Genomic DNA, 23172 nt, shown 5'->3' on the forward strand with positions numbered 1-23172 from the left:
TTACTTTTGGGAAATACTAAATGAATTATGAGATTTCTACTGATTTTACTACTTCTAACAACCTTTCCCGTAATGGCTGAAACCGATTTTGAAAAGGCAGAGAAATTATATAAACAAGACAAATTTGAACAAGCCAAAGTGCTGTTTGAAAATTTCCTAAAGTCAAATCCTAGCAGTTACAAAACCATCGAATATTTGGGCGATATTGCCGGTCATCAAAAAAAATGGGATGATGCCATAACTCATTACAAGAAGCTAAAAGAGCACAATCCGAAAAGTGCCAATTATTGGTACAAATACGGTGGCGCTTTAGGAATGAAAGCAAAATCGGTAAATAAATTCAAAGCACTTAGTTTGATAGACGATGTTGAAACGGCTTTTCTCACTTCGGCCAAATTGGACGCCAAACACATCGATTCGCGTTGGGCTTTGGTCATGTTATACATCGAATTGCCTGGAATTGTCGGCGGAAGCGAAAAGAAAGCTCAGAAATACGCCGACGAACTTATGCTGCTGTCCAAAGTAGATGGTTATCTGGCAAAAGGCTATATCGATGAATATTTTTCACGCAATACTAAAGCCGAAGCCAATTACAAAAAAGCCCACGAAATAGGTAATTCAAAAACTACATTTCAGAAGTTATACAATTTGTATTTGAATAAAATCAAAGACAAAACAAAAGCAAATAAATTAAAAGAACAATTTGAAAAATAATGTTTATAGTTTGTTGTTTTTAGTTTGAAATTATAAACAATAAACCAAAAGCCATAAACAATAATGAGAACACATTTTATAGCCATTGGTGGCGCAGCCATGCACAATTTAGCATTGGCATTACACAGTAAAGGATATCAAGTCACTGGAAGCGATGATGCTATTTTTGAACCTTCCAAATCGCGATTGGAAAAAAAGGGATTGCTGCCTTCTGAAATGGGCTGGTTTCCCGAAAAAATCACTGCGGATATTGAAGCCATCATTCTCGGAATGCATGCTAAAGCCGATAATCCTGAGTTGTTGAAGGCTCAAGAATTAGGGCTAAAAATTTATTCGTATCCCGAATTTTTATACGAACAATCCAAAACTAAAACACGGGTTGTAATTGGTGGTTCACACGGAAAAACAACCATTACTTCGATGATTTTACACGTGATGCATTACCACAATATCGAAGTTGATTATATGGTGGGCGCACAATTAGAAGGTTTTGACACCATGGTGCATCTTACTCATGAAAACGATTTTATAGTTCTTGAAGGCGATGAATACCTTTCTTCACCAATAGACAGAAGACCGAAATTTCATTTGTATCAACCTAATATTGCTTTGTTATCCGGAATTGCATGGGATCACATCAATGTGTTTCCAACTTTTGAAAACTACGTAGAGCAATTTGAAATTTTTGTGAATCAAATTACCAAAGGCGGCATTTTAGTCTACAATGAAGAAGACGAAACCGTTAAAAAAGTAGCTGAAGAATCGACCAATACCATTCGTAAAATTCCGTATCAAACACCAAGTTATTCCGTAGAAAATGGAGTGACTTTATTGGATACTCCAGAAGGACCAATGCCAATAGAAGTATTTGGTGCTCACAATCTCAATAATTTAGCTGGAGCCAAGTGGATTTGTCAAAATATGGGTGTTGATGAAGCCGATTTTTACGAGGCAATTGCCAATTTCAAAGGTGCAAGTAAGCGTTTGGAAAAAATTGCTGAAGGTAAAGGAAAAGTAGCGTACAAAGATTTTGCGCATTCACCCAGTAAAGTTTCGGCCACAACTAAAGCCGTTAAAAATCAATATCCTGATCGAAAATTAATTGCTTGTTTGGAACTGCATACTTACAGTAGTTTGAATGCCGAATTTCTAAAAGAATACCAAGGCGCACTTGATGCAGCTGATGTTGCTGTAGTTTTTTATTCGCCCGACGCAGTAAAAATCAAACAGTTGGAAGAAGTAACGTACGAGCAAATTGCCCAATCGTTTCAACGCGACGATTTAATTATTTATACCAACTCGGCCGATTTTAAGAACTTTTTATTCTCTCAAAATCTAGACAACTCAGCTTTGCTTTTGATGAGTTCAGGAAATTACGGCGGATTGAATTTTGATGAGGTAAAAGGACTTGTAGAGTAATGAAAAAGTGTATTCTTATACTTTTGTTTTTCGTTCAATTATCATTGGGACAAAACTCAACTGCGTTAAAAATCACTCATCTTACAGGCGATTTTTATATTTACGAGACTTTTCAATTGTTCAAGAACAGTTTGGTTGCTGCCAATGGAATGTATGTGGTAACCAACGATGGAGTAGTGTTGTTGGATTCGCCTTGGGATGCAAATCAAGCATTACCCTTATTGGATAGTATCTTTAAAAAACACCACAAAAAAGTGGTTATGTCTATTGCGACTCATTTTCATGCCGACCGAACCGGTTCGTTGGATATTTATAATTCTAAAGGAATAGCTACTTATACCTCCAAACAAACGGACAGTTTATGTGTGGTTCACGGTGAAAAAAGACCCAGTTTTACATTTAAAAATGACACCGTTTTTAAAGTGGGAAACTACAGTTTTAAAACGTTTTACCCCGGCAAAGGTCATGCTCCAGATAATATAGTGATTTGGTTTGAAAAAGAAAGACTATTATATGGAGGGTGTTTTATTAAAAGTTCAGAAGCAACTGATTTAGGTAATTTATCCGATGCCAATGTAAATGAATGGGAAACGTCAACAGAAAAAGTACTTCATACGTTTCGAAAGCCAAAATACATTATTCCGGGTCATCAAAGTTGGAAAAGCAAAAAATCGGTACGGCATACTTTGCAATTGATTAAGAACTATTTGAAATAAAAAAACTCCCTTGAAAAGGGAGTTTTTATTATGCTTTTTATAGTTATTCTGCCAAAAACTCTTCCATTGTTTTCAGTTTAAACGCAACTCCATTTTTAGTAGCTGCATCGGTTAGTTTTGTTAAATAACTCGATTTTAAACTTTCAAATTTAGTTTTTGCTGTGTTGAATAAATCCATCACGCTTTCAATATTCGCTTTTTGCGATGGAGAAGGAGCATCAAATTGTCCTGCCACTGAAGAATAAATAGCACCTAATTTTTCTCTCAATTGCTTTTCGGCTGCACCAACATAATTATCGCCTGTAGTTACCACCATAGTGTTTTTCAACGCATTCAATTCGGATGAAATTTTAGTGTTTCCTTTTTTCAATGAAGGAACTTTAGTTGCCAATTCATCTGAAACTTTAATCATTTCATCTGTTTGATAAACGATGTAAGCTAACTCTTGTACTTTGTCAAATAACATACGAGTAGTTTTGTATTGATCCTCGCGAGAAGCAATAGAAATAGCACTCTTTGGATCATTTGTAATCTCAAATTCGTGAGTGTAGGTTTCTTTTCCTTTGGTTAAAATGGCTTTGTATTTTCCAGCTGGAGCACGCGGAGTAGTAAAACCACTAAAATCGATGGTCTTTCCTTGTGCGCCTTTTGGACCTTTTTCGGTGAAAGCCCATGTCACAATGTTAATCCCTTTTTGATTGGCAGCAGGAAGTTTAACTACTCTTTTACCATTGGCATCTTGAATTTCGAGTTCCATTTTACCAAATGTATTTCTCTTTTTTAAATAATATACAATCTGAGCTGCATCATTTGGGTTGGGTCCAACAAATTCTAATTCAGATGCAGTACCACCAAAGCTTGAGTTTTCAATTTTAGGAAATGCTTTAGTTTGGAAGAAATGAACGTCTTTTTTGACTACGTCTTGAGTTACTTGTCTTAGAATACTAATATCATCCAAAATAATAACTCCACGACCGTGAGTAGCCATTACTAAATCGTTAGTTTTTTTATGTAAATCGAGATAAAAAACGGGAACAGCAGGCATATTGTTTTCAAATTTTGACCAGTTTTTTCCACCATCAACGGTGATGTATAATCCTTTTTCTGTTCCTAAAAATAATAGATTTTCGTTTACATAATCTTCTTGAATACTTCTTGTGAAGCCGTCAATATCTTTAGTGATAATAGATGTCCAAGTTTTTCCAAAATCGGTTGTTTTGAATGCATATGCTTGGTAATCATTTTTAGTATGACCATCAAAAACGGCATACGCACTTCCTGCGTTGAAATTGCTTGCTTCAATATGATAGCACCAAGTGTTTAAAGGCAATCCTTTAATGTTAGCAGTCACATTTAACCATGTTTTTCCACCGTCTTGAGTAACTTGAACGTTTCCATCATCGGTTCCAGCCCAAATCACATTTTTGTCTTTTGGAGATTCTGCAATGGTAAATAAAGTACAATGATTTTCGGCTCCCGAGTTGTCTTTTGATAAACCACCTGAATTTTCTTGATTCAATTTTACAGGATTATTGGTAGTTAAATCGGGAGAAATTATTCTCCACGTTGCACCCATATCATCCGAAACATGAACAAACTGACTTCCAGCATATATGCGATCCGGATTGTGAATTCCGGTTACAATAGGCGTATTCCAATTGAAACGCAATTTTGCCATTCCTTTTTCTTGTAATGGTTGAATTGTTTTTAATTCTTTAGTATCTAAATTATAGCGCCATACATTTTCAGCACCTTGCATTTCACTGTAAATGATTTTTTTGGTCGGATGTTTTAATACTCTAAAACCATCTCCTGCGCCAACGCTTTCCCAATCACGTGCTTCAATTCCGCCATCACTTTTACTCGGTCCATACCAAGAACCGTTGTCTTGTAAACCACCATAAATATTGTACGGTTCAGCATCATCAACACTAATGTGATAGTACTGAGAAACAGGTAAGCAGCGAACAATATCCAGTGTACTTCCGTTATTCCAACTTCTGTACAAGCCACCATCAGTTGCACAATAAATTCGGTTGGTATCGTTCATATCAATGGCAATATCGTGAATGTCAGCATGCATTGCGCCTAGGTTTTTGAAAGTCAAACCACCATCGCGACTTATTGAGCCACTCAATCCACCTTTGTAAACAATATCAGGATTTTTTGGGTCTACTACAATTCGAGAGAAATAAAAAGGACGCACTACCAGAGCAAAATCACTGTTTAAGTGTTTCCACGTTTTTCCGGCATCTGTCGATTTGTATAACCCTTTTTGATTGTCTTTTTCACATTCCAAAACACTGTACAAAATATCAGGATTTGATGGTGCTACAGCAATGGCAATTCTACCTAATTTTCCGGAAGGGAAACCAGTGTGAATTTTATTCCATGTTTTTCCACCATCAGTCGTTTTTAATAAGCACGAATTCAATCCACCTGAGTTAAATGACCATGCTGTTCTTCTGAATTCCCAGAAACTAGCGTACATTACATCAGGGTTTTTTGGATCAATCACCAAATCAGAACAGCCCGTTTTGTTGTCAATTCCGTATACTTTATTCCATGTTTTTCCACCGTCTTTTGAGTTGTAAATTCCTCTTTCATCACTATCGCCCCAAAGTGCGCCTAAAACACCAACCCAAACGTTGTCTGAATTTCTTGGGTCAATTACAATGGAAGAAATTCGATCCGATTTTGGTAAACCCATGTTCGTCCAGTTCAAACCACCATCAGTAGATTTGTAAATTCCATCTCCGGCAGAAACACTATTTCGCGTCCACGTTTCGCCCGTTCCAACCCAAATTACATTGTCAGGTTTGTTGGGGTCAACCGTAATACAACCTATGGATTGATTGTGTTTGTCAAACATCGGTGAGAAACTTGCTCCACCATCACCGCTTTTCCAAACACCACCACCAGCAGCACCAACATAGATGACTTGGTTGTTGGTTGGGTGTTGAGCGATGTCAGAAATTCGCCCACTCATAATGGCTGGGCCAATTTGTCGCGCACTCAAATCACCAAATAATTCCTTTCCTTTTAAGACAATATCTTCCTGAGCATTTACCATTAGAGTTACTAAACTGGCGAATGCTATGTATTTAAAATTTTTCATAATTCTAACGGATTATTCAGTTTTAAACTCTAACTCTTTAGGATCGATAGTAGGATTTAGAGTGATTTTTTTAACTGTCATTTCTTGTCCGAATTGGTTCAATGTGAATGGATAATAAATTCCTTCTACTTCTTGGTAATTTGATGCTGTAGAAGTCACCATTTGTCCTTTCATTGGACCTTCTTTTACTTCAGATTCTGTTAATACGATTACATTGTTTTCAGCATCAAAGTAGTAAAAAGTAACATCTTCTACCTTTTCGCCATTTACTGTAACAGGTGTTTTAGTTAGTTTAATTTTGTGGCATTCTGTTCCTTCTTTGGTTTCTTTTCCAACATATTCAACAGCATATCCTTTGTCTTTGTAGTTTAAAAACGGATCAGGAAAATCTTTTCCAGCCGATTTTTTCATGTTATCAATGTCTTCAGTAGTCATTTTTTCAGCTTTCATAGTCATCATATTAGTTGACCAACCTGAAGTTCCATCAAAAGCCATTTGCGTCATTTCTTTTCCCATTAGATTGATTTTGACTAACATCTTTCCGTCTTTGGTAGTGGTAACTGCAACTGGAATTTCCATACCTTGGTAATTGGCTACCATTTCCATTTTTAGACCGGTTAGTTTCTCTAGTTTTTCTTTTCCACCAATGGTTTCGATGTATTTGTTTACCACTTCGTCTGCTGTTTGAGCTTGAACGTTGATAAACACTAAAGAGAACACTACTGTTTTTAACAATAAGGATAGTTTTTTCATAATGGTTTTTTTAAATGAATAATGAAATAAGTAGCTAAATTATTTAAAATGTTACAGTTTAAGCAATTTTATTTCATGTACTTGAAATGCCCCACAATTTTGTAGTTGAATAAACAATCTTCTAAAACTTGACCGCCACCAACATTGTGGACAATTAATAGTCGCTTACCATCAGCTGATTTTTTATGAGTGATGATACCGATATGAGGAAGTTTATCGCCAATCATCCATGTTACTAATTCACCTGTTTTGTAGTCGTTTGGATTTTCAGAAATGGCAAGTTTTTCTCCTTTTCGGGTGAAGAAGACCTCTAAATTGGGTACTCTTCGATGATCAATATTAGTATCTGTTTTCTTCAATCCCCATTTAGTTGGGTATTTTGAGAAATTGGCTTTCATGTCTTCATGCACTTCTTTTTGTAGATCGATTCCTAATTTTCTGTAGGCACGGATAACAACATCCGAACACACTCCAGTAGTTGCAGGTACGTCTCCGTTGGGGTATTTTATCGAAATATAATCGGGTGTGTAAGCAATATTCGCATCAATTATGGATAGCGCAGCATTGGAAAGTTTTTCTTCGAAAGTTGTTGGATTTTCTATTGTGGTAACGTCAGTTGAACTTTTTATTACTAGTGGAGTTTCACTTTTTTTACAACTTAAAAATACAACCAAGATAAGAAGTGGAGTATAAATACGTAACATAGCTAATGGTTTAAAAGAGTTTGAGTTACAACGTGTTTTTGATGTTGTTTATTTTGATTGAAGAATAAAATTTGGTTTCTTTGTTAGACTAAAAGCCAATAAATTATGTACACACCAATCAATCAATGGGCGGAAGACGACCGTCCACGCGAAAAATTCCTCCTCAAAGGCAAATCAACTTTATCTGATTCCGAACTTCTTGCTATTTTAATCGGTTCAGGTTCACGCAATGAAAGTGCCGTTCAATTGTGTCAACGCATTCTTGCTTCTACAAACAACAATTTAAATCAACTCGGAAAATTATCCATCGCACAACTCACTCAATTCAAAGGAATAGGTGAGGCCAAGGCAATAACCATTGCTGCAGCATTAGAATTAGGAAGACGAAGACGTTCTGAAGAAGCAGTCGAACTCACAAAAATTACCTCAAGTAAAGCCGTTTTTGAAATCATGCAGCCTATTATTGGCGAATTGCCGCACGAAGAATTCTGGGTTTTGTATTTGAATAATTCCAACAAAGTAATTTACAAATCGCAGTTGAGTAAAGGCGGAATTACCGGCACAATTGTAGATGTTCGTCTCATTTTCAAAACCGTTTTCGAGAATAATGCTACTGGAATTATTCTTACGCACAATCATCCTTCGGGTAAGCTTATGGCGAGTGAACAAGATATTCAGGTTACCAAAAAAATCAAACTGGCAGCACAACAATTGGATGTCAATTTATTAGACCATATTATTGTTACAGAAAATGGTTTTTACAGTTTTAACGATGAAGGCATTTTTTAAGAAAATAGTAAGAAAAAAATCGAGTTCAATTCAGTAACTTGCAACTCTATTTATACGCTATGATTGCTACTAAAGACGTTACTTTTTTTTACAACGCCACCACTCAGTTTGCATTTCCAGATGTGAAATGTAATGCGTCGGAAACACTATTGATTACTGGAAATTCCGGTAAAGGGAAAACTACTTTATTGCATCTCTTGGCGGGTTTGCTTCGTCCTAAAAAAGGCGAGATTTCAATTGATGATACAAATGTTTCCCAATTATCAGAAAAAAAATTGGACCAATTCAGAGGCAAAAACATCGGTTTGATTTTACAGCAATCGCATTTTATTTCTTCGCTTTCGGTGTTGGATAATGTAGTTTTGGCTTCGTGGTTGGCTTCAGGAAAAAAAGCAACTGAAAAAGCAAAACAACTGCTTCTTGATTTGGATTTAGAATCACAAATGCACAAATTACCATCGCAGTTGAGCATTGGTCAACAACAGCGCGTTTCCATTGCCAGAGCTTTAATCAACGAACCAAAATTACTTTTGGCCGATGAACCGACTTCGAGTTTGGACGACGAAAATGCCATGAAAGTAGCCGATTTGCTCGAAAAATTAGCTAAAGACTACAACGCCTCGCTGATTATTGTGACTCACGATCAACGATTGAAAAATAAATTCGCCAAACAAATTCATCTCAATTAATATGATAGCAAAGTTAGCTTGGAGAAATATTTGGTTCAAACCTTTGAACACTCTTTTAAGTGTTATTTTATTGGCCTCGAGCGTTGCCATTATTACGGTTTTGATTTTGTTGCAAAAGCAATTTGAAGAGAAATTTTCAAGTAATATCGATGGAGTAGATTTGGTTTTGGGCGCGCAAGGAAGTCCGATGCAATTGATTCTATCATCGGTATACCATATTGACAATCCTACAGGAAACATCAGTTACGATTCGGCCAAAGTCTGGATGAATCATCCGTTTATTGAAAAAGCGATTCCGTTGGCATTTGGCGACAATTATCGCGGATTCAAAATTGTCGGTACCAATTCGGATTATTTGGATAAATACAAAGCCAAAATTGCGAAAGGGAAACTGTTTGAGAAAAACTTTGAAGTGGTGATTGGAAGTGAAATTGCAACCAAACTCAATTTAAAAGTAGGTGATACTTTTTTTGGTTCGCATGGTGATGCCGCCGAAGGTGAAGTCCATGAAGATTTCAAATATAAAATCACCGGAATTACTACTCAGACTGGAAGTGTAGTTGACAATTTGATTTTGTGCACCATTCCGAGTGTTTGGCAAATGCACGGAAGTCATGAAGAAGAAAATCCAGCTCACGGCGAAGAAGGTCACGTTCACGAAGAAGGCGAGCACGTTCACTCCGAAGCTTGCAATCACGAACACGATCATGAACATCATGAAGACATGACATTAGACGAGCCCAATATGGAAATCACAGCGGTTTTGTTGAAATTTAGAAATAAAATGGGAATTGTGATGTGGCCGAGAATTATTGCTCAAAATACCAAAATGCAAGCCGCTTCACCTGCCATTGAAGTCAATAGAATTTTTAGTCTTTTTGGTGTCGGATTAACCGCATTGCAGTATTTGGCGTATGCAATCATGTTGATATCTGGAATTTCAATTTTTATCGCATTGTACAACCGACTTAAAGAACGAAAATACGAATTTGCTTTGATGCGAATTAACGGAGCGAGTAGAACTCAGTTACTTTCCTTAATTATGATGGAAAGCTTGATTTTGTGTTTCGTTGGATTTGTATTTGGAACAATTTTTGGTAGGTTTGCATTGCAATTCATCTCCAACACAGCAGAAGACGATTTTAAAATGGCATTCAATCCGTTGGAGTTGGTTTGGGACAAAGAAATGGCGTTATTTTTAGCCACAATGGTCGTAGGAATTATTGCTGCGTTGATTCCGGCAATAAAAGCATATAAATTAAATATTTCAAAAACATTAGCCAATGCGTAATCGAATTCAATTATCGATAGTTTTAGTTTTAGGATTGATTTTCCTAAGTTTTTCGAGTAAAAAAGAAGTGTCAACTGCATTTACAACACCTGTTGTAAAAGGAGATACAATCACTTGGAAATTATTAGCAGAAATCAAATACGAGAAGAGAAAACATCCTAAATACGGAGAAGTTCAGTTTCCTGTTGTCAATGATAAAGTAAAAGCCAAAGGGAAAAAGAGAGTTTTGATTTCTGGATTTATTGTGCCCATTGACAGTAAAACCTATGCCATAAGTAAAAATGTTTTTGCTGCTTGTTTTTTCTGCGGAAAAGCAGGACCAGAAAGTATTGTTGGTTTGAAATTCAGAGGAGCTACACCTAAATTAAAAACCGATCAATACGTAACTGTTGAAGGCACATTTAGATACAACGAAACGGATGCTGACGACTGGATTTATAACGTTGATGATGTAGTAATAGTGAAAGGAAACTAATCTATGTTTCAAGGAAGGATAACCGATATTTTTTTCGATTTAGATCATACGCTTTGGGATTTTGATAAAAATTCGGAATTGGCTTTTGATAAAATCTTCCGTGACAAATATCCATCCATAAATACTTCTTCTTTTGTTGAAATTTACGCACCCATCAATCAGGCGTGTTGGAAGCTGTATCAAGTGGATTTACTTACACATGAAGAATTGCGTTACAAGCGATTGAAAGATTCATTCGATGCGTTGAATTATTCCATTTCAGATGAAGAGATTCATCAAATGTCTGAAGATTATATTACCTATTTGCCCGAAAACAATAGGCTTTTTGAAGGAGCAACAGAAATCTTAGATTATCTTTCTGAAAAGTATAAATTGCATATTATCACCAACGGGTTTTCGGATGTTCAATACAAAAAGATTCACAATTCTGGATTGTCACACTATTTTTCTACAGTAACCAATTCAGAAATGGCTGGAGTTAAAAAACCACATCCCAAGATTTATGAGCATGCATTATCCATTTCTAAGGCGTCAAAATCAACTTCGATTATGATTGGTGATTGCATAGATGCCGATGTAAAAGGAGCTTTAGACTTCGGAATAGAAGCGGTTTATTTTAATCCAGAAAAAAAAGAAGTAACTTTAACCGTCCCAACCATTCATCAATTGATTGAATTAAAAAAAATATTATAATGAAAAAATTAGTCTTTTTACTAACTATTGCTTTTTCAACTTTTGGATTTTCTCAAAGTTTAGACGATTATAAGTACGCATTAGTTCCAGCTAAGTTCAGTATTTTTAAAAATGACGATTTCAATAGATTGAATATTTTGACAAAGATGTATCTGCAAAAATATGGGTTTGAGACTTATCTTAGTTCAGAAGAATTTCCTACTGATTTCGCCAATTCCAATTGTAATAAGGTATACGTTGATTTGATTGAAAATAACACTTTGTTTCTTACTAAAGTTAAGGTGGTGATAAAGGATTGCAATGGAAAAGTGGTAGCGACATCCGAAGAAGGTAAAAGCAGAGAGAAAGATTTAAATTTAGCCTACAACGAAGCCCTGAGAAGTGCTTTTAACTCATTTACATCTGTTATTAATCACAAGTACAAGCCTCAATCGCAATTAGTTGAAACGATTCCGTCGAAAACAGTTGTTGTTGAAGAAAAGAAAGAAGAGAAAGGCAAGGAAACTATCCAAGAAATTTCACTTACAGCAATTCCAGTGAGTGAATTAAATTCGACCACTTTATTATTTGCGCAACCCATTTCAAATGGTTATCAATTGATTGATTCAGAGCCTAAGGTAATTTATAAAATCTACAAAACTTCCGATAAAAACGTTTACTCAGCTGTTAAAGGTGCAATTCAAGGTGTTCTGATAGCTAAAAATGGAGGTTGGTTTTTTGAGTACTATCAAAACGATAAGTTAGTTTCTGAGGAAGTGAATGTGAAGCTATAACATTTAATAATCGTATTTATCTTTCCATCGATTTTTTAGAAATTCGCGAGTTGAATTTTCTCTCGAATTGTTTCCAGGATTGTACAAGATTTTATTCTTCACAGCATCGGGCAAGTATTCTTGTTCGATAAAATTATTCGCGTAATTATGAGAATAAAGGTATTCTTCACCATAACCCAATTCTTTCATTAATTTGGTAGGAGCATTTCGCAAGTGAATCGGAACAGGTAAATCACCAGTTTGTTTTACTAATGATTGTGCTTCACCAATAGCCATATAGGAAGCATTACTTTTAGGAGAAGTTGCTAAATAAATCGCACACTGACTCAAAATAATTCTGCTTTCAGGGTTTCCAATAGTTGAGACTGCTTGGAAGGTGTTATTGGCCATTATGAATGCCGTTGGATTCGCATTTCCTATGTCTTCGCTGGATAAAATTAACATGCGTCGTGCGATGAATTTTACATCTTCACCACCTTCAATCATTCGAGCCAGCCAATACACAGCTCCATTTGGATCGCTTCCGCGAATGGATTTGATAAAGGCCGAAATAATGTCGTAATGTTGTTCACCTGTCTTGTCGTATAAAACGGTATTTTGTTGCACCAATTCCATTACTTTATCATTGGTGATGGTAATTTGACCTTCAGGACTTGCGTTTACAACCAGTTCAAAAATATTTAATAGTTTGCGTCCATCGCCACCCGAAAGTCGCAAGAGAGCTTCGGATTCCTTTATTTTTATTTTTTTGGATGCAATATGGGTGTCTTCTTTCATTGCTCGATTCAGAAGAGAAAGTAAATCGTCTTTGGTAAACGGATTCAAGACGTACACCTGACAACGTGACAAAAGTGCTGGAATTACTTCAAAACTCGGATTTTCAGTTGTTGCACCAATTAAAGTTACCCAACCTTTTTCTACTGCCGCTAGTAATGAATCTTGTTGTGATTTGCTGAATCGATGGATCTCGTCAATAAACAAAATAGGGTTTTTGGCAGTGAATAATCCGCCGCTTTGTTTGGCTTTTTCAATTACCTCACGAATGTCTTTTACACCACTGTTTATGGCACTTAATTCGTAAAAAGGGCGATTACTTTGTTTGGCGATTATTTGAGCAAGTGTTGTTTTTCCGGTACCTGGTGAACCCCAAAAAATCATGGACGGAATTATACCGCGAGAGATTTGTTGAGTTAATGAGCCATTTGGACCAACCAAATGCAACTGACTGATGTAATCTTCTAATTTTTGAGGTCGAATGCGTTCTGCAAGTGGTGCTTCCATCTAATTTGAAAATTTGGAAATTTGAAATGAGTTAGTGTGTTTGTTTAAAAAATAGCTGCAGTTGAACTGTTACAAATTTAATTATATTATGACTGAATTTCGAAAATTTTCTAATTATCTCACCTTGAAGTATTCAAATTAAAACTGACAAAATAGCATAAAAAAATTAATGGTTGTATTTTTGATATTCTGTTGTAACAATTAAAAATCAAATCCTTTGAACGATTATCATTATTTTAAATTTACACCTTCTGTATGGATTGTTCCTACTTTCTTGTTGATTTTAATATGGAGTGTGTTTTATTTTGAGAATGTTTTGAATGAGGATTTGAGTGTTTTTGGAATTTTACCTCGAACAGTATCGGGATTGAAAGGTGTTGTTCTGAGCCCTTTTTTGCACGGTAATTTAGGGCATATCGCCAATAATTCTTTACCACTCTTTATTTTAACTACAGCATTAATTTATTTCTATCGAGATGTTTCATTAAAAGTACTTTTTTTTGGGGTTTTACTCTCAGGATTGATTACATGGTTAATCGGTCGTCAATCGTATCACATAGGCGCAAGTGGGTTGATTTATGTGCTAGTGTCATTTATTTTCTTTAAAGGATTGATGACCAAGTATTATCGATTAATGGCTTTGTCATTTGCAGTGGTTGTAATGTACGGCGGAATGATTTGGTATGTCTTTCCTGATGTTGATAAGACGATTTCATGGGAAGGTCATTTGGCTGGATTGGTTTCAGGATTTGTGTTTGCGGTACGATTCAAAACACCTGATTATGTGGAAGAAATTCGATACGAATGGGAAAAACCTGATTTTGATCCTTCCAATGATGCATTTATGAGACGATTTGATGAGAATGGTAATTTTGTGAATCCTCCAAAACCAGAAGAAATTATAGTGGAGTATGAAGAGATTGTTTCAGAACCCATTCGATATATTTATACTTTTAAGGAGAATAGGGAAGATGACAAGTAAGCCATTTGATTCTATTCTAGCCCTGATTGTAGTGAAAATAAAAAAGGCTGCCAAACACCGGCAGCCTTTTTTATTGTAACGGAAAGCAGGAATAGGGATTGCTGAAACAGCCCAAGCTATTTGCTTCAAAAAATTCTTACTATTATTGTCTTTGTCGAACGGTTTCGTATAAGAAAGCGCCACAAGCAACAGAAACATTGAGTGAACCAATACTTCCGAACATAGGTAATTTTGCCATTTCATCAACGATTTTAAGTACCGACGGATTGATGCCGCGGTCTTCACTTCCCATGATAATGGCTACAGGCTCGTTTAATGAAATATCGTAAATGGTGTTAGTCGTTTTTTCGGTTGCAGCAACGGTTTTGATTCCGCTTCCTTGAAGATAGAATAGGGCATCTTTGATGTGGTCTACTTTGCAAATAGGTACATTGAAAACAGCACCAGCTGAAGTTTTAACGGTATCACCATTTACTGGAGCTGAGCCAGTTTTTTGTACTATGATTCCGTCAACTCCAGTACATTCTGCTGTTCGAATGATAGCACCAAAGTTTCGTGCATCACTTAATTGATCGAGAATAAGAAATAGAGGTTTTTTTCCGCTTTCTATGACAGAATCTATTAAAGTTTCAAGTTTAACAAATGATATAGGAGCAATGGTAGCAACGGCGCCTTGATGATTGTTAGATGTCAAACGGTTTAATTTTTCAATCGGAACGTAGGAGAAATTAATACTGTTCTTTTTTAAAGTCTTGATTAGTTCCTGCATTAAATCGCCTTGAGCATCACTTTGTATGAACACCTTATCAACTTCTTTTTTTGCGTTGATAGCTTCAATTATTGCTCTTATTCCGAAAATTTGATTTTCTTTTTCCATGGCGTAAAGGTATAAAAAAACCGCTACTTTTTTGAGTAGCGGTTTGTATAAAACTGAATAAGATTAATTAGTATTCATCTTCTATGAAACCAGTTCTTTTATGACCTTCATAAATCAGGTCATAACCTGGTGCATCATAGTCAAAATGAGCACGGAAAGAGATTTTATCAACTGTGTGTCCGCCTTGAGATACAGCAGCTCCTTTTTCGATTTTTCCGTCAGTAATGGTTACAAAACTACCATCGATTAGGTTTTCAGCATTAGTTGCTGTAAAGTTACCATTTTCATCAATTGTAATTTTACATTTAATCCAATACCCATTTTCATGATCGTCAATCCACATGGTATTATCATTAGCAGAAGTGTTGTAAGTTGAATGTAAAACATGTTCATCATACACATCTCCATTGGAATCGGTAATATTTATAAACCAATCTCCAGCAAATTGACCTGTATTTGTCATACCTGGATCTGGATCTCCGCCTTCATCACATGATGTGAAAGAAGTGAATAACAAGATTCCAAAAAGTACTTTTATCAAACTATTTTTTATTATTTTCATTTTCATTTTTTTTAGAGTTGAACTTGAGTTAAAGTAGCTTCAAAGTTATAACTTGTTGCTGGTGGTGCAATCCATGCACATGTTAAGATAATTTTGTGTGTTGCAGGATCTACAGTTAGACTAGTAATGTTGGCAGTTCCTCCAAATCCAGGATTGGTTAATGGATTACCTGGAAATGTGAATGAATTACCTGGAATGCTTATCGCATTAATTGTTCCTCCTGGAGTAGCGTATGGAATGCCTAGTTTTCTTCCTAATGTATACCATCCACCAAAAGCATCAGATATTTCATAAGTTCCATCTAAATTTTTCCAAATATAAATGTATTCCATATTTACTGAACTACCTTGAGCAGGATTTAACAAGCTACCATTTCTTCTAGTAGTTGATCTGTAAACACCTTCAATACTATTAACTAAATCACCAGTGCTGTAAACAATTACTTTACGGGTTGCTTTAGCTGTAAATCCATCTACGTTAACTGCAGTATACGAAACTGTATATTCATCTGCAACATCAGTATTAACGGATGTTTCTCCTCTATAATTTCCTTCCGCAGAGGTTTCATATTCAATTTCATTTTCACCCTCCATAACTATAGCTCCAGGATCAGTATATGTACTACCTTTTGGAATAAACAGTGGGTCATCTCCTAAAACGGTTATAATAGGGTAATTTGTTACCTTGGAAACATTAGCAGTTTCTGGTGCACTATCACAAGCGGAAAATAAGCCACTAGCGACTAATAAAATAATTACTATTTTTTTCATGATTTTTTTATTTTTTAATTATCCCACCATACTGGTGTTGTTACTGGGATTAGATTTGGTGCATTAACATTTCCATTTCTTTCACTTAATGGATATACAATTCTCTTAGGGAATAAACCGCTAGTTGTACCTGTTACTGAGTAAGCCAATTGACCAGGAACATATGCTGCGTTGGATTGAGGAACAGTTGAAGTTCTTGGATATCCAGTTCTGTTTATTTCAAAGAAAGCTTCAAAGCCATTTCCAGGGAAACTCGCTGCCCATTTTTGTGTAATAATTGCTTCTAATTTTTGATCAAAAGTTCCAGCTACTGGGTAAGCATATGCTCCACTTAATAAAGAGCCAGAGCTTAATCCGAATCTGGTAAAATTAGCATTAACAGCAGCTTCGTATAGAGCTTGAGCTCCAACTCCACCATTAACTCTTTCCATTGCTTCAGCTTGTAAAAAAAGACTTTCTTCTTTGCTCATTAGTAGAGCAGGAGTTGTTGCGCTTAATTTTACTACAGCTATAGTTCCGGCACCAGCAGTACTGTTGAAATCACCCTGATTTAAAGAATTTCCTGCTTCATAATAAGCATTTCTTCTTGGGTCTGCATTTTCAACAAGGAAAGATGAAAGTGTTGTACTCATTCTTAAATTTGTTGCAACATTTAATCTTCTAACTACATATTCATACAAAGGATTACTTTGGTTAATTGCATCAGTAAATTGATTCATTCCTGCATCATCAGTAAGAAAATCAGCACCACTTGTAAGTAATTGTTGGATGCCTGCATTGGCGATAGCTGCTCTTGAGCTATTTGTTTGACGCATGAAGATTTTTAATTTAAGAGTATTGGCAAATTTAACCCAGCTATCCATATCACCAGCGTAAATTAAATCATCATTACCAGGCACTTCTCCAACCGATTCATCTAAATCTCTAGATAAAGCATCGTCAAGATCTTCAATCATGTATTCATATACTTGTTCTCCTGTATCAAATGTTGGGTTAAGTATAGCACTATTACTTGCTTGTTTGTAAGGAATGCTTCCATACATATCTGTTAGCACTTGAGAAGCTTGAACCTCTAAAGTAGTTGCAATTAAATAATATTTCCAATTTCCTTCTTCTAATGCTCTACGCTTAACGTTTCTAATGTCTCCAAGGGCATCAAACATTCCATCCCAAATGAAATTGTAATCGGCAGTTCCAGCTGAATAATTGTCAATATCTTTGAACTGATTAGCTGCGTTACTTTGTGTCCAATATTGTGACCAAAATCCACCAAAAATTGCCATACCAGCACCTTCTGAACCAATGATTCCAATGATACCAGCGGGTAATTGAGCAGAAAGAGGTGCGTCATCAGGATCCAACAAATCTGGATCACGATTAATGTCTAAATCTGTATTACAACTAACAAATAACATTGCTAGAACAGAAAGACTTACTATTATTTTTTTCATTTTTTTCATTTTTAGAATGTTAATTTAAGACTTACACCATATGAACGTTGAGATGGATTTGCTCCAAATTCTCCTTGTTCACTAAATAAACCTGTACCGAAAGTTGATAATTCAGGATCAATGTATGGATTTTCATCAGGTGTCCATAAAGCTAAATTTTTGCCATATATACTGATAGATGTGTTTGATAATCCAGTTCCTTTTAATAATTTTTGTGAAAAATTATATGTGAAAGACAAGTCTCTAAGTCTCACAAATGTTTTGTCAATAACGTGAGTTTGCTCAATTCCTGGGTTACTTTGAGTATTGTAAAAATCGGTTATTCCCTCAAATGTAATTGGAGTTGTGTTTTCAGAGTAAGTACCATCACCATTATCAATAACAGAGTTAGGGATAATGAAAGGATTTCTATCATTGTAAATAGTTTCTATACCATTTCCTGTAAAATGAGAAAGACGTTTAGTGTACGAATACATTTCTCCACCTTGCTTCCAATCAATTCCAAAAGATAATGTAACATTTTTATAAGAAATTCTGTTTTTGAATCCCATAATGAAATCTCTTTCTGAAGTTCCAATTTGTTGCTCATCATCACTTACAACGTAATATCCGTTTTCGTCAACAATGTATTGGCCTGCTGCATTTTGCATTGGAGTAAAAGCGCTAAAAACACCTAAAGGTTGACCTTTGATTGCATTGAAGCTTACAGCATAATTTGATGCAAGTTGTAGTTTTTCTAACCCATCAATGATATCAGTAACTTCAGATCTGTTTTTTGTAAAAGTTGTAGTAATATCCCATTGGAAGTTGGTTGTTTTAACTGGGATAATATTTACTAATAATTCAATTCCTTTATTAGTTACATCAAGAATATTTGCTGTTCTTGTTTGAAATCCTGTTGAAGTAGCTAAAGGGATGTTTGCTAATAAATCGCTTGTTTTTTTGTTATAAAATGAAGCGTCTATGTTAAATCTTTTAGAGAAAAAATTTGCTTCAAATCCAACTTCAAGTTCAGTGGTAATTTCAGGAACTAAATTTGCATTACCCAAATTTCCATTAAATTCATATCCGTTAACTCCTCCTATTGGTAATAAAATATTACCAAATCCTAAACCTGCATTTCCTTGACTTAATGCTGATTCAACTTGATATGCTCCAGTATCATTAGCTATCTTAGCATATGCAGCTCTTAATTTTAAATAATTTAAGTATTTACTTGAAGAGTTGTCATAAGCTATTCCACTTAAACTAACAGAAGGGTAAAAATAAGAGTTTGAACCCTTTGGTAGAGTAGATGTCCAATCGTTTCTTCCTGTTAAAGTTAAGAACAATTTGTTTTTATATGATGTTTCAACTGAAGCAAAAACGCCATAGGATCTTCTTAATAAATCATTTTGAAAAACAACAGGTTTGACAGAAGAATTAGATAACTCATAAAAATAAGGTATATCTAAGTTTGTGATACTTGCTTGTAAAGTTGAATTTTTTCTTTCATTAGTATTGAATCCGATGAAAGGTGAAATCGTAATATCCTCTGTTAAATCAGTGCTGTAATTTAAGATTAAGTTTGTATCGTATTCAACAGTTTCATTTGAAGTTTCGGTTACACCACCTACTATCTCATTAGCACCACCATCCGATTGAGGTGTGTTTGGTGCATATTTCACAACAGCCCCATACGATTTAACTTTTTCCATTTTATAATCACCTCCAATTTGATAGCTCAAAGATAATTTTTTGGTAAAATTGTATGAGATGTTTGTGTTTCCATAAAAACGATTACCATCAATAAATGTTTTGTTTTCATTTAAAACCCAATATGGATTGGTTGCATATGGAGTAAAGTAGTAGTCGTTATTGTTGAAAGGATTATTTGTGTAATCCGCCAAATCTACAATGCTTACATCTCTTGGTATTTGAAGAAGCTCTTGAGTAGCGGTATTTCCTTCTCCTGCATCAGCACCTTGACCAGTGTTAACCGCATTTTGATCTTTTTTAACATAATTAAGACTAGCTTTGAAGTTTAATTTTTGACCTGTCATACCTCCATTAACTGAAAAAGTTTGTCTTTTGAATGAGTCAGAGTTAGTAGGTACAATACCGTCAGAATTAACGTCGGCAAAACTAACAGAAAAATTTGAATTTTCACCTCCACCGCTTACTCTCACACTGTTTGAAAATGTACTTCCTTTATCAAAAAAGTCCTTGAAGTTGTCTTCAAGAGCAATGTAAGGTTTAATGAGCTGAGAATTGTCAATAATTGATCCCCATGGTCTAATTTCTCCATTGAAGGCTGGACCCCATGAACCATTTTCATTACTTGTTGTGTTTCCAGGTTGACCTGCCCAGTTTGACCATGATTTTCCATTCCAACCTTGACCAAAACTGTTTTGTAAATGAGGAACTCTAGCCACCTCAGAAAAATCTGCAGAATGATTAGTTTCTACAGAGATTTTAGATTTGTTTTTAGCGCTTTTAGTTGTAATAACGATTACACCTTGTCCGGCTCTTGAACCATACAATGCAGATGCAGCAGCTCCTTTTAAGATGGTCATAGTTTCAATGTTGTTAGGATCGATATCACTGATTCCATTTCCAGCATCAAAGCTTCTAGTGTTTCCGATACCACTTGATGAAGTGTTTGTAATTGGAGTTCCATCAACGATGTAAAGAGGTGAGCTGTTACCTAAGGTATTAAAACCACGAATAACAACTTTTGAAGCAGCTCCGACTTGAGCGGGAGCAGTAATGTCAACTCCAGCTACTTTACCAGATAATGACTCGAAAAGGTTTGTATTGTTTACCTCAGTTAAATCTTTTCCGGAGACATTCGACGTAGCATACCCTAATGCCTTTTTCTGTCTTTTTACTCCTAAAGCTGTAACAACAACACCTTCGAGTTCAACCGCATTGGATTCCATTTTAATGTTAAGATTTGTCGAACTTGCTTTTGCTTCTTGTTCTTTAAATCCGACATAACTAAACACTAATGTTTGGTTTGGACTTGCTTTAATAGCATACTTGCCATCAATATCAGTCTGAACACCTGTTTTTGTTCCTTTAATAAGAACGTTTACCCCAGGTAAAGGTAAACCAAGATTGTCTGATACTACACCAGAAACAACCCTGTCTTGTGCAAATGTAATTTGCACAAAAAACACCATAAGTAGTGTTAGAAATAAATTAAACTTTGTTTTCATTATTTTTTGGTTTGAATTAGTTAAACAAAAATCTTAAAAAAATCTTAATAAACCAATCATATATTGAAAAAAAATTAAATTTAACAGAATTATTCAGAAATAACTTTTAAAACTTATGTGAATAATTGAATTTGATAATTTTACAACTTGCTTGTTATCAATTCCATTAGCATAAATAAAATTGAGTTTACCACCATTGTTTAGCAAACCGAATCCAATTCCAACACCTAACGGATTGTTGCTTGATTCAGTAGAATTGTCCTTATAATATCCATAATCAACTATAGAATGCATGTAAAAATTTGGAGAAAATCGATAGCGGTATTCAGTAAGAATTAAGTTAGCTTGACTACCTTGTAAACTATTTTCTTTAAATCCTCTGATTGACTTAATTCCTCCGAATCGAAATAATTCATTAATTAAGTAGCTATCACTTTGCAAGAAGTAATTGTGGCTGGAAACGTACAAGCTGTTTTTTTTATTTAGATCTAAAACATAATTAAAGTTGATGCTTCCAGAAAATTGATTGCTTGAATCAATTTTTGATTCTCTTTTTCCGTAACCAATTTTAAGATTTAAACTTGATTTTTCAGGAAATAACAGATCTTCTTTTGAGTTTTTAAAATCAAAGCTCGAGGTGAAAAAGTAATTATTGAAATCGTTGAGTAAAGTTGAATTAAGATTTCCGATGTCGCTTGACTCTGTACTTTGATAGCCTACGTAGATTTTGCTTTTATTGTTCAGGTAATAGCCCAGATTAATGTCGGTTTTTGAGTTTTGAAAAGTGCTGTCTTGTTTAAAAATATTGAGTTGTAATTTTAAGCCAATTGGACTTTTGAATACAAATGGTAGTTCAATGTCTAAGTTGAAATTTTTTTGGTCTTTTCCGTCGCTTCTCCATTTAATTGAAAACTCATCACCGGTATTTAAAATGTTATTAAGGCTTAAATCTACATAGCCATTTAATATCAATTTTTTATCAGAATTACTAAACCCCAGAAAGCCATCAAAATAATTATTTTTTTTCTTCTCAATGTACACATATACCTTTGTGGTGTCAGGATTGAATAATATCTCAGGATATTTAGTCTGTTTGACAAATGAAATACTTTTAAAATCATTGCTTATTTTTTCTAAACTCTCTTTGTTGAATGTTTTGTTTCTGTGCTTTTTTAAAATATTCTTCTTAAAGCCTTCTGGAAATTTATCGTATCCATTTATTATGATGTTGTTAACTACTCTTTTTGTGTCTAACTCAATAAACAATTCGGCAATCAAGCTGTTGTTTTTCTTTGTGATGTTCTTCAACTGCACTTTTGAAATAGAGAATCCCTTATTTTCAATTTTCTTAGAAATATTTATTAAGTAAGTTTCACTTTCGTGAAAGCGCATTTTTATTGTGTCAGACTTTGTCTCCGAAATAAGCTTCCATTTGTCACCTATATATATATGAATAAAATCAATGCGTTTTTTTAATTCAAATTGATAATGATGAGTGGAGTCGTTGGCTTTTGAATTGGAAATGATTTGACATTCTAAATATCCTTTTTTTTGAAGTTGTTCTGTAAGTTGATTTACTTCGTCAAGAATTAGACTCTCTTTCGTGAACTTTTGCTGATAACCTATCGAATCAATCGTTTTTGTCTCGTTTTCTTTTAATCCAGTTACGGTCAAATAATAATTTTGCCCAAAACCAGTTAGGTGGTACAATGAAATAATAAGTACAAAAAGTTTTTTCATTTTTTTGAGCGAATGGTTTGGCTTTTATTTTTAATTTATTTTCTCACTATTAGCAAAGCACGACCGTTTGATACCATCGGGGCTAAAGGATAATTTATTTTTTAGTTTGTTGGATTGTAAAAATAACGCAAATATTCACAGTTTAATATATTTTTTGAGTTGTTCAGAAATGTTC

20 protein-coding genes are annotated in these 23172 nt (G+C 34.9%); 10 read left to right on the top strand and 10 right to left on the bottom strand.

The features are described from left to right. Window positions 1-27 precede the first annotated feature (27 nt). The 3 genes from VK161_RS10965 to bla all read left to right on the top strand — a co-directional run bounded on the left by VK161_RS10965 (window position 28) and on the right by bla (window position 2849). Window positions 28-714: a tetratricopeptide repeat protein gene (locus VK161_RS10965; RefSeq protein ID WP_324214831.1), complete on the top strand. Its 687-nt coding sequence runs from the start codon at window positions 28-30 to the stop codon at window positions 712-714. 63 nt (window positions 715-777) lie between these two features. Beyond that, complete coding sequence (locus VK161_RS10970; protein WP_324214832.1) at window positions 778-2133, top strand: UDP-N-acetylmuramate--L-alanine ligase; 1356 nt, start codon at window positions 778-780, stop codon at window positions 2131-2133. Further along, a complete protein-coding gene (gene bla / locus VK161_RS10975; protein WP_324214833.1) occupies window positions 2133-2849 on the top strand; it encodes a BlaB/IND/MUS family subclass B1 metallo-beta-lactamase in 717 nt (238 codons plus the stop codon). The genes VK161_RS10970 and bla overlap by 1 nt, the downstream gene beginning before the upstream one ends. A 43-nt stretch (window positions 2850-2892) precedes the next feature. On the opposite strand, the gene VK161_RS10980 is transcribed toward bla, so the two are convergent. The 3 genes from VK161_RS10980 to VK161_RS10990 form a co-directional block, all read right to left on the bottom strand. Continuing rightward, complete coding sequence (locus VK161_RS10980) at window positions 2893-5967, bottom strand: WD40/YVTN/BNR-like repeat-containing protein (RefSeq protein ID WP_324214834.1); 3075 nt, start codon at window positions 5965-5967, stop codon at window positions 2893-2895. Between the two features lie 12 nt (window positions 5968-5979). After that, window positions 5980-6720: an outer membrane lipoprotein-sorting protein gene (locus tag VK161_RS10985; RefSeq protein ID WP_324214835.1), complete on the bottom strand. Its 741-nt coding sequence runs from the start codon at window positions 6718-6720 to the stop codon at window positions 5980-5982. A 68-nt stretch (window positions 6721-6788) separates the two neighbouring features. Continuing rightward, window positions 6789-7424, bottom strand: a complete 636-nt coding sequence (locus tag VK161_RS10990; protein WP_324214836.1) for a DUF1287 domain-containing protein — start codon at window positions 7422-7424, stop codon at window positions 6789-6791. Between the two features lie 105 nt (window positions 7425-7529). On the opposite strand from VK161_RS10990, the gene radC reads away from it, so the two are divergent. Genes radC through VK161_RS11020 form a run of 6 tightly spaced genes read left to right on the top strand, consistent with a single transcriptional unit; the run spans window position 7530 to window position 12134 of the window. Further along, entirely contained in the window at window positions 7530-8213 is a 684-nt protein-coding gene (gene radC, locus VK161_RS10995) for a RadC family protein (protein WP_324214837.1), read from the top strand. Window positions 8214-8251: 38 nt separating this feature from the next. Further along, the gene (locus VK161_RS11000; RefSeq protein WP_324214838.1) at window positions 8252-8902 is read left to right on the top strand and encodes an ABC transporter ATP-binding protein; all 651 of its coding nucleotides are present in this window, start codon (window positions 8252-8254) and stop codon (window positions 8900-8902) included. A 1-nt stretch (window position 8903) separates the two neighbouring features. Continuing rightward, window positions 8904-10193, top strand: a complete 1290-nt coding sequence (locus tag VK161_RS11005) for an ABC transporter permease (protein WP_324214839.1) — start codon at window positions 8904-8906, stop codon at window positions 10191-10193. Beyond that, window positions 10186-10668, top strand: a complete 483-nt coding sequence (locus VK161_RS11010; RefSeq protein ID WP_324214840.1) for a hypothetical protein — start codon at window positions 10186-10188, stop codon at window positions 10666-10668. Before VK161_RS11005 ends, VK161_RS11010 begins: the two co-directional genes overlap by 8 nt. Before the next feature lie 3 nt (window positions 10669-10671). Next, window positions 10672-11361 carry a YjjG family noncanonical pyrimidine nucleotidase gene (locus VK161_RS11015; protein WP_324214841.1) on the top strand — a complete coding sequence of 230 codons (690 nt, stop codon included), beginning with the start codon at window positions 10672-10674 and terminating at the stop codon, window positions 11359-11361. Continuing rightward, on the top strand, window positions 11361-12134 hold the full coding sequence (locus VK161_RS11020) for a hypothetical protein (protein ID WP_324214842.1): 774 nt from the start codon (window positions 11361-11363) through the stop codon (window positions 12132-12134). The genes VK161_RS11015 and VK161_RS11020 overlap by 1 nt, the downstream gene beginning before the upstream one ends. 3 nt (window positions 12135-12137) lie before the next feature. Here the strand turns inward: VK161_RS11020 and VK161_RS11025 are convergent, their stop codons facing one another. Beyond that, window positions 12138-13415 carry a replication-associated recombination protein A gene (locus tag VK161_RS11025; protein ID WP_324214843.1) on the bottom strand — a complete coding sequence of 426 codons (1278 nt, stop codon included), beginning with the start codon at window positions 13413-13415 and terminating at the stop codon, window positions 12138-12140. A gap of 217 nt (window positions 13416-13632) precedes the next feature. Here VK161_RS11025 and VK161_RS11030 point away from each other — a divergent pair, with 217 nt between their 5' ends. Then, a complete protein-coding gene (locus tag VK161_RS11030; protein ID WP_324214844.1) occupies window positions 13633-14397 on the top strand; it encodes a rhomboid family intramembrane serine protease in 765 nt (254 codons plus the stop codon). A gap of 142 nt (window positions 14398-14539) precedes the next feature. Here VK161_RS11030 and rlmB read toward each other — a convergent pair whose 3' ends face one another. From rlmB to VK161_RS11060, 6 genes are all read right to left on the bottom strand, one after another. Then, a complete protein-coding gene (rlmB, locus tag VK161_RS11035; protein ID WP_324214845.1) occupies window positions 14540-15274 on the bottom strand; it encodes a 23S rRNA (guanosine(2251)-2'-O)-methyltransferase RlmB in 735 nt (244 codons plus the stop codon). Between the two features lie 67 nt (window positions 15275-15341). Next, on the bottom strand, window positions 15342-15836 hold the full coding sequence (locus tag VK161_RS11040) for a lipid-binding protein (RefSeq protein ID WP_324214846.1): 495 nt from the start codon (window positions 15834-15836) through the stop codon (window positions 15342-15344). 11 nt (window positions 15837-15847) lie between these two features. Beyond that, window positions 15848-16606 (bottom strand): immunoglobulin-like domain-containing protein, encoded by a 759-nt coding sequence (locus VK161_RS11045; protein ID WP_324214847.1) that lies wholly within the window; start codon window positions 16604-16606, stop codon window positions 15848-15850. Window positions 16607-16620: 14 nt separating this feature from the next. After that, window positions 16621-18021: a SusD/RagB family nutrient-binding outer membrane lipoprotein gene (locus VK161_RS11050; protein WP_324214848.1), complete on the bottom strand. Its 1401-nt coding sequence runs from the start codon at window positions 18019-18021 to the stop codon at window positions 16621-16623. A 47-nt stretch (window positions 18022-18068) separates the two neighbouring features. Continuing rightward, the gene (locus VK161_RS11055; RefSeq protein WP_324214849.1) at window positions 18069-21257 is read right to left on the bottom strand and encodes a SusC/RagA family TonB-linked outer membrane protein; all 3189 of its coding nucleotides are present in this window, start codon (window positions 21255-21257) and stop codon (window positions 18069-18071) included. A gap of 93 nt (window positions 21258-21350) precedes the next feature. After that, window positions 21351-22997, bottom strand: coding sequence for a ShlB/FhaC/HecB family hemolysin secretion/activation protein (locus VK161_RS11060; protein WP_324214850.1), 1647 nt, complete (start codon window positions 22995-22997; stop codon window positions 21351-21353). Between the last annotated feature and the right edge of the window lie 175 nt (window positions 22998-23172).

Origin of the sequence: Flavobacterium sp. (assembly GCF_035299245.1) — a bacterium.
Taxonomy (GTDB): Bacteria; Bacteroidota; Bacteroidia; order Flavobacteriales; family Flavobacteriaceae; genus Flavobacterium.